This window comes from Nocardia cyriacigeorgica NBRC 100375 (assembly GCF_000308555.1).
GTDB lineage: Bacteria > Actinomycetota > Actinomycetes > Mycobacteriales > Mycobacteriaceae > Nocardia > Nocardia cyriacigeorgica.
This window is the reverse complement of record NZ_BAFY01000212.1, coordinates 1-6,875: the sequence shown is the minus strand read 5'-3', so window position 1 is coordinate 6,875 and position 6,875 is coordinate 1. Positions and strand designations below refer to the sequence as shown.

7 protein-coding genes and 1 pseudogene are annotated in these 6,875 nt (G+C 69.7%); 5 read left to right on the top strand and 3 right to left on the bottom strand.

Features of this window, described 5'->3' with window-relative positions; all coding sequences use genetic code 11:
- Positions 1–384 (bottom strand): pyridoxamine 5'-phosphate oxidase family protein (locus RJ05_RS21940; RefSeq protein ID WP_036540166.1); only part of this gene is annotated, 384 nt, incomplete at its 3' end.
- Between the two features lie 73 nt (positions 385–457).
- Here RJ05_RS21940 and pdxR point away from each other — a divergent pair.
- Positions 458–1,849 carry a MocR-like pyridoxine biosynthesis transcription factor PdxR gene (pdxR, locus tag RJ05_RS21935; RefSeq protein WP_036540160.1) on the top strand — a complete coding sequence of 464 codons (1,392 nt, stop codon included), beginning with the start codon at positions 458–460 and terminating at the stop codon, positions 1,847–1,849.
- On the opposite strand, the pseudogene RJ05_RS21930 reads toward pdxR, so the two are convergent.
- A pseudogene (locus RJ05_RS21930) lies at positions 1,850–2,798 on the bottom strand (aldo/keto reductase).
- A 53-nt stretch (positions 2,799–2,851) separates the two neighbouring features.
- Here RJ05_RS21930 and RJ05_RS32475 point away from each other — a divergent pair.
- A complete protein-coding gene (locus RJ05_RS32475) occupies positions 2,852–3,100 on the top strand; it encodes an SbtR family transcriptional regulator (protein WP_444547121.1) in 249 nt (82 codons plus the stop codon).
- Between the two features lie 297 nt (positions 3,101–3,397).
- A complete protein-coding gene (locus RJ05_RS21920; protein WP_036540163.1) occupies positions 3,398–4,264 on the top strand; it encodes an Fpg/Nei family DNA glycosylase in 867 nt (288 codons plus the stop codon).
- A 4-nt stretch (positions 4,265–4,268) separates the two neighbouring features.
- On the opposite strand, the gene RJ05_RS21915 is transcribed toward RJ05_RS21920, so the two are convergent.
- Entirely contained in the window at positions 4,269–5,801 is a 1,533-nt protein-coding gene (locus RJ05_RS21915) for a carboxylesterase/lipase family protein (RefSeq protein ID WP_036540155.1), read from the bottom strand.
- 208 nt (positions 5,802–6,009) lie between these two features.
- Here RJ05_RS21915 and sigK point away from each other — a divergent pair, with 208 nt between their 5' ends.
- A complete protein-coding gene (gene sigK, locus RJ05_RS21910) occupies positions 6,010–6,663 on the top strand; it encodes an ECF RNA polymerase sigma factor SigK (protein ID WP_036540153.1) in 654 nt (217 codons plus the stop codon).
- Positions 6,663–6,875, top strand: a 213-nt coding sequence (locus RJ05_RS21905) for an RskA family anti-sigma factor (protein ID WP_036540151.1), incomplete at its 3' end; no start/stop codon positions are given. The genes sigK and RJ05_RS21905, both read left to right, overlap by 1 nt.

Below are 6,875 nucleotides of genomic sequence, written 5' to 3'. Positions count from 1 at the left end.
CAGCCGCTGCTGCGGGTCGGTGACCTCGACGGCTCGACCGAGCACCACCGCCGACCGGTAGTTCATCGAGAAATGCATGGCCGAGCGGGCGTACACCACACCGTCCACCAGGGTGACGGCCACCGACACCTCGTGCTCCAGCGCCGCCCGCATATTGCCGGCGCCGGTTGATCCGTGCAGGTAGAGCAGATTTCCGTCGCGGCCGTAGGCGGTGGGTAGCACGACGGGAGTGCCGCCGAGTAGCACGCCGAGGTGGCAGATGAGGCCCGCGTCGAGCACGGCGTCCAGTTCGGCGCGATCCTTCCTGGCGCGATCCTTCAACCGCGTGGGTGTGCTGCGCGGGGTCGGCGAAAGCGGTGGCCGGAGCTGAAGGTGTGCGGTCATGGTTTCACCATGCCCGCATCAGTGGCATCCTGGTATAGCCAATTCCAAGCAACTTCGAAAGGCCACTTGTGCCATGTCCGAGCCGATCGCCGAGCTACTCGAACTCGATCGCAGGGGCGCCGCGCCGCTATCGGTGCAGCTGGCCGACGGATTGCGGCGGGCGGCGACCTCCGGCGCCCTGCGCGGCGGTGACCGGCTGCCGTCCTCGCGGTCGCTGGCCGCTCAGCTCGCCGTCAGCCGGACGGTGGTGGCGGCTGCCTACGACCAGCTACATGCCGAGGGCTGGCTCACCGGCCGCCGCGGATCCGGCACCTACCTCACCGCCGCCCCCGCCCCCGCACACCCCGACACCACCGCGTCGGCCATGCCCTCCGACGCGTCCGCACTTCTCGATCTGCGCCCCGGCGCGCCCTGCGTCCCCGCGATCGACCGCGCCGCATGGCGGCGGGCCTGGCGTGCGGCCGCCGACCATGACCCCGTGATCCGCAAGGAACGCGCAGGCGAGCCACGCTATCTGGCGGCGGTCACCGATCATCTGCTGCGCCATCGTGGGCTGAGCGCGGCAGGCGGGACCGCGATCCTCGCGACCTCGGGAGCGAGTGCGGCGGTGAACGAGATCGCGTGCGCCCTCTTGCGCCCGGGCGACAGCGTCGCTATGGAAGATCCCGGTTATCAGCGCGCCGTCGGTGCGTTCCGGGCGGCCGGCGTGCGGGTACGTCCGGTACCGGTGGACGGGGAGGGTTTGCGCGTCGAGGAGCTACCTCCTGACATCAAGGCGGTGTATTGCACTCCGGCACACCAGTTCCCACTCGGCGAACGGATGACGGCGCGCCGCCGCGTGCAGCTGGTCGATTACGCCCGGGCCAACGGTGTACTGCTCATCGAGGATGATTACGACGGCGAATTGCGCTATGACACAGCCCCTTTGCCCTTGCTGGCGGCGATGGCGCCGGATGTCGTCGTTCATCTCGGCACGACCAGCAAGATCCTGTCCCCCACCCTCGGCGCGGGCTGGCTGGTCGCCGCACCCGAGATCACCGAGGCCGTGCTCGCCTACCGGGAACAGATCGGCAGCACGCCCGGCCCCGCCGGCCAGCTGGTTTTGGCCGAACTCGCCGCGCACGGCGACCTCGCCCGGCATCTGCGCAGGCTCCGCCGGGTGATGCCGCCGCGACGGGCATTCGTCGCCGCCGAGCTCGCCCGTCGCGGACTGGCAATCCGCGGCGACGATGCCGGGTCCCACCTGGTGATCCCGCTGCCGAGCGCCGAGGCCGAGCAACGCGCCGTCGCCGAAGCCGCCGGCCGCGGGGTTGCCCTGGACGCGCTCGCCCGCCACCACATCGGCCCGGCACGCACCTTCGGTGTGGCCCTTGGCTATTCGGCGCCCTCGGACGACGGACTTGCCGCGGCGGTCCCGATCGCCGCCGAATGCCTGGCCCACGCCGCCACACAGACACCATCATGATCAGCGGCGGCGCAGCCCCGAGTCGAGCAGGGCGGGAGACGCGTCATGCTTCTCATGTGGGGCCAGGTCGACGCCCGGCGCGACGATCGCGTCCAGCACCTCGGCGGTGAGCACCGTGTCCGCGGCGGCGAGCTGGGAGCGCAAGTGGTCCATGGTGCGGGGGCCGATCAGCGCCGTCGTCACCGCCGGGTGCGCGGTGACGAAGCCGAGCGCCAGTTGGATCATGGTCAGGCCGGCGTCGTCGGCGAGGGCGGCCAGTTGTTCGACGGCGTCCATCTTGGCCTTGTTGGCGGGCACGGTGAGGTCGTACCGGTCCGGCATGAAAGTCGATCGGCTGGTGGTGATCTCGCGGCCCGCTCGGATCGCGCCCGACAACCAGCCAGAGGCCAGCGGACTCCACACCAGTACGCCGAGCCCATACTGTTCGGCCACCGGCAGGACGTGGGCCTCGACGCCGCGTTGCAGGATCGAATAAGCCGGCTGTTCGGTGACGTAGCGACCGAGCCGGTGCTCGCGGGCCGCCCACTGCGCCTCGACGATGCGGTAGGCCGGGAAGGTGGAGGAACCGAAGTAGCGAATCTTTCCGGCGCGCTGCAATCGGTCAGCGCCGACAGGGTCTCCTCGTCGCTGGCGCTCGGGTCCCAGCGATGGATCTGATAGAGGTCGACGTGGTCGACGCCGAGCCTGCGCAGGCTGTCGTCGAGTGCCTGCACCAGCCAGCGGCGGGAACTGCCACGATGGTTACGCTCCTCGTCCATCGGCATTCCGCCTTGGTGGCCAGCACGATGTCGTCGCGGCGGCCCGCGATGGCGCGGCCGACCATTTCCTCCGATTCGCCGCGGCCGTACATGTCCGCGGTGTCGATGAGGTTGATCCCGGCGTCGAGTGCGGCGTCGACCATCGCGGTGGCCTCGTCCTGGCCGGTGCGGCCGATACTGCCGAAGTTCATGGCGCCCAGCGCCACCGTGCTGACCTGTACGCCGGTGCGTCACCAAGCACGGCCTGGCCGAGGCCTTACAGTCCGACGACGCCGCCTTCGAGACGCTGCACGCCTACTTCCTCGACCGCCTGGTTCCGGTATGCGCGCAGCTGCTCGATGCGGCCGCCGATGCCGGCGAGATCATCCGCGACATCGAGGCCTACGAGCTGATGCGCGGCGTGGGCAATCTGTGCATCGGCGCGAGCAACAATCCGCGCTACGACGCCCGCAGGCTGGTCGGGCTGCTGATCGCGGGCCTGCGCCGGAATTAGCCGATCGCTCCTGTCCCACACAGACCCGCCGGCCAGCTGTCCACCATCCGGCGGGGACGCCCATGCGAGCTTCCTTCCGCACGCCGGGCACGTGAACAGGCGAATGCCGCAGACCACCATTGCACACCAAACCGGAACGTTGTTCAGCATGTCGAGCACGAGAACGCCGCCAGGCGCACGCCACAGTCGGCCGCGATTCGCGCGCGCCCGATGCCGGACCGGCTCGCGCCTTCGACCCGGCGAACCGCGCCCCGCGACAACCCGAGTCTGTCGGTGCCCGCAGGTAACCTGAATCGCGTGCCCGAACTACCGGAAGTGGAGGCGCTGGCGCAGTTCCTGCGAGAACATGCCGTCGGCGCGGTGGTCGGACGCGTGGACGTCGCGGCGTTGAGCGCGGTCAAGACCTTCGACCCACCCGTGACGGCGCTGTCCGGTCGCGACGTCACCGGCGCGGGCCGGTGGGGCAAATTCCTCGGCCTCGATTGCAGCGGCATCTGGCTGATCACCCATCTCTCGCGCGGCGGATGGCTGCGCTGGACCGACAACCCCAGCGCCACCCCGCCCAAGCCCGGGAAGGGCCCGCTGGCGCTGCGGGTGCATTTCTTCACCCCCGAGGGCGCGACACCCGCCTTCGACCTCACCGAGGCCGGCACCAAGAAACGGCTCGCGGTCTACATCGTCGAGGACCCACAGCAGGTGCCGGGCATCAGCAGGCTCGGCCCCGACGCCCTCGAGGTCACCGAAGACGAGTTTGCGCAGATCCTCGGCGCGAGCACCCAGCGGATCAAAACCGCGCTGGTCGAACAGTCGCTGCTGGCGGGCATCGGCAACGCCTACTCCGACGAGATCCTGCACACCGCGCGCATTTCACCGTTCGCCACCGCGAAATCGCTCTCACCGGAGAAGGTGTCGCAACTGTACGAGGCCATGCGCACGGTGCTGCTGGACGCCGTGCAACGCTCGGTCGGGCAGGACGCCGCCCGGCTCAAAGGCGAAAAACGTTCGGGCATGCGGGTACACGCCCGCACCGGCCTGCCGTGCCCGGTCTGCGGCGACACGGTGCGCGAGGTGTCCTTCGCCGAGCGATCCTTCCAGTACTGCCCCACCTGCCAGACCGGCGGCAAGATCCTCGCCGACCGGCGCATGTCGCGCCTGCTCAAATAGCCGCCTATCCGAGATCCACTTCGCGCTGCTGCACCAGCCTCGGCATCCGCACGCCCTCCCATGCCAGCCGGCGTGCCTTCTCCGGATCGTGTTCGACCCGGCTCGGCGCGTCGATGATCAAGGTGCTTCGCCTGCTTTCGGTGTAGGCCGGCCAGGACGGCAGCGGCGCGCCGGTATGCGCGAAACGCAGCCAGTTGTCCTGGAACTGCCTGGTCACCGACACCAGGCCGCGCCGCCCACCGGCGGCGGTGAGCGCCCGGCCGACGGGGCTGTCCGCTACGCCGAACACCGGAATGAGATCGGTGGCGTGGGTGGCGCCGATCCCGGCCAGCCGCAGCGAACGCGGCGCGTAGTCGTAGCGGTAGGCGTAGGTGGGCGCGTACTTGCTGTGCCCGGCCATCACCTCGAGCGACGGCCGCCAGAACACGAAATCGCCGCCCGCGCGGATAGCTGCCTTCGGCGCCGGATAGCCGGGGTAGGCGGCACGCACCCGGGCCTCGGCCTCCTCGTCACCGACGGCAGCGCGCAGTCGTTGCGGGGTGGTCGGCAGCGCGTCGTCGGCGAATTTCGCGAACAGGGTGCCCTCGTTGTTGCAGGTGCCGATGATCAGCGGCACCCGATGGGCGTTGCCGTCGACGATGGCGTCGATCGGCGCCTGCGGCAACAGCGTCCCGTCGACGACGGGCGCGGCGGCGAAGAACCCGGGCCGCTCCTGCAACGACGCGCGCATCGCCCGCCCGAACGCGCGATGGATGTCATAGGGGTCGGCCTCCGACAGCACCCGCAGCGCGGTGTCCGGTGTCGCTCCGAGCGCTTCCACACATCGACGGGCGATCAACCGCGCGTCGTCGGCGGTCAGCGCCCAGTCGGCGGGCGCACTCTGCGCGATGGCCTGGTGGAACAGTCCCGCCGCCGACGGAGTGGCGAGCAGGCTGAGTACCGCGTGCGCACCCGCCGATTCGCCGAAGATCGTCACATTGCCCGGATCGCCACCGAAGGCCGCGATATTGGTGCGCACCCACTCCAGCGCGGCGATCTGATCGCGCAGGCCGAGATTGGAGTCGAACGGCCGCTCATCGCTGCCGAATTCGCCGAAGTCGGCATAACCGAACGCGCCCAGCCGGTAGTTCAGCGACACGACGATCACCTCGCCGCCCACCGCCAGCCGCGAACCCGAGTAGAGACTCAGCGCCGAGGTGCCGAAGAGGTAGCCGCCGCCGTGGATGAAGACCATCACCGGCAGCGGCGTGTTGCCACGCGAGACCGGCGCGGTGACGTTGAGCGTCAGCGCGTCCTCACTGGTCGGCTGATAGCGCCGCGCCCCGATCTGCGCACCGGTGCGGTGCTGCATCGCGGCGTTGGCGAATTCGGTGGCCGGGCGCACTCCGGTCCACGGCCGCACCGGACGCGGAGCCCGGAAGCGCAGCTCACCCACCGGCGCTGCCGCATAGGGAATCGACCGCCAGCGAATGACCCGGCGGCCACGGTGACCACGGACGACGCCGTCCGCGGTCGTGACATCTGTCGACACGGCCATTGACCGATGGTAACGACAACTGACGCGGAGCCAACAGAAGTAAACCGAAATTCGCAGGCGAATCACCCACCGGATCCGCGACCATGCGCAAGACTGAACCCGTGCTCCGACGAAGCCACGGACGTGGCTCAGGCCACATTCGCGCATTCGCGCCCATCCCGTCGTACCCCCACGGCGAACTCCCTGTCGTGCGGGCGAGGAGACGATCATGACCAGAGACACGGGTCCCATCCCGTTCATCGGCCCCGTCGTCCCCGATGACCTGGCCGATCATCCCGCGGCCTGCCCGGTCCGGCCCGGAAACGGGGAGGTCCGCCGCAGGCTCGACGGTTTGCTGAAATCCACCGCGGCCGGTGACCGCGAGGCCTTCACCCATTTCTATCGCGAGACCAGCCCACGGGTCTTCGGTCTCGCGCTGCGGGTGCTGCGCAGCCCGGCGGCGGCCGAGGAGACCACCCAGGAGGTCTTCCTGCAGGTGTGGTCCTCGGCCGAACGCTACGATCCGGCGCTGTCGAGCCCGATCGGCTGGCTGATGATGATCACCCACCGGCGGGCGGTCGACCGGGTGCGCAGCGAAAGTTCTGCCGCCGGCCGCGACGCCGTCTACGGGCACACCCACCTCGGCCGCGATCACGATATCGTCGCCGAGACGGTCGGCCAGCGAATGGACGAGCAGGCCGTGCGCGACTGCCTCGACACGCTGACGTCCACACAGCGTGAAGCCGTCGCCCTCGCCTACTACAGTGGCCGCACCTACCGGGAGGTAGCCGACCACCTAGCCTCACCATTGCCGACCGTCAAAAGCCGCATCCGGGACGGGTTGAAGCGCCTCCAGGACTGCCTGACCGGAGTTACCCCCTGATGACCGACGCGCCCTCACCCGAGCATCCCGACGATCACGACCTCCTCGATCTCGCCCATCTCTACGCCCTCGACGCGGTCTCCGATACCGAACGCGCGAGCATCGAACACCGCCTGCGCGTCTGCGACCCGGACATCCGGCGAGCCTTCGACGACATCGTGCGCGAGACGCGCGAGGCGATGGGCGCCCTGTCGATCCTCGACGCCAAGGCA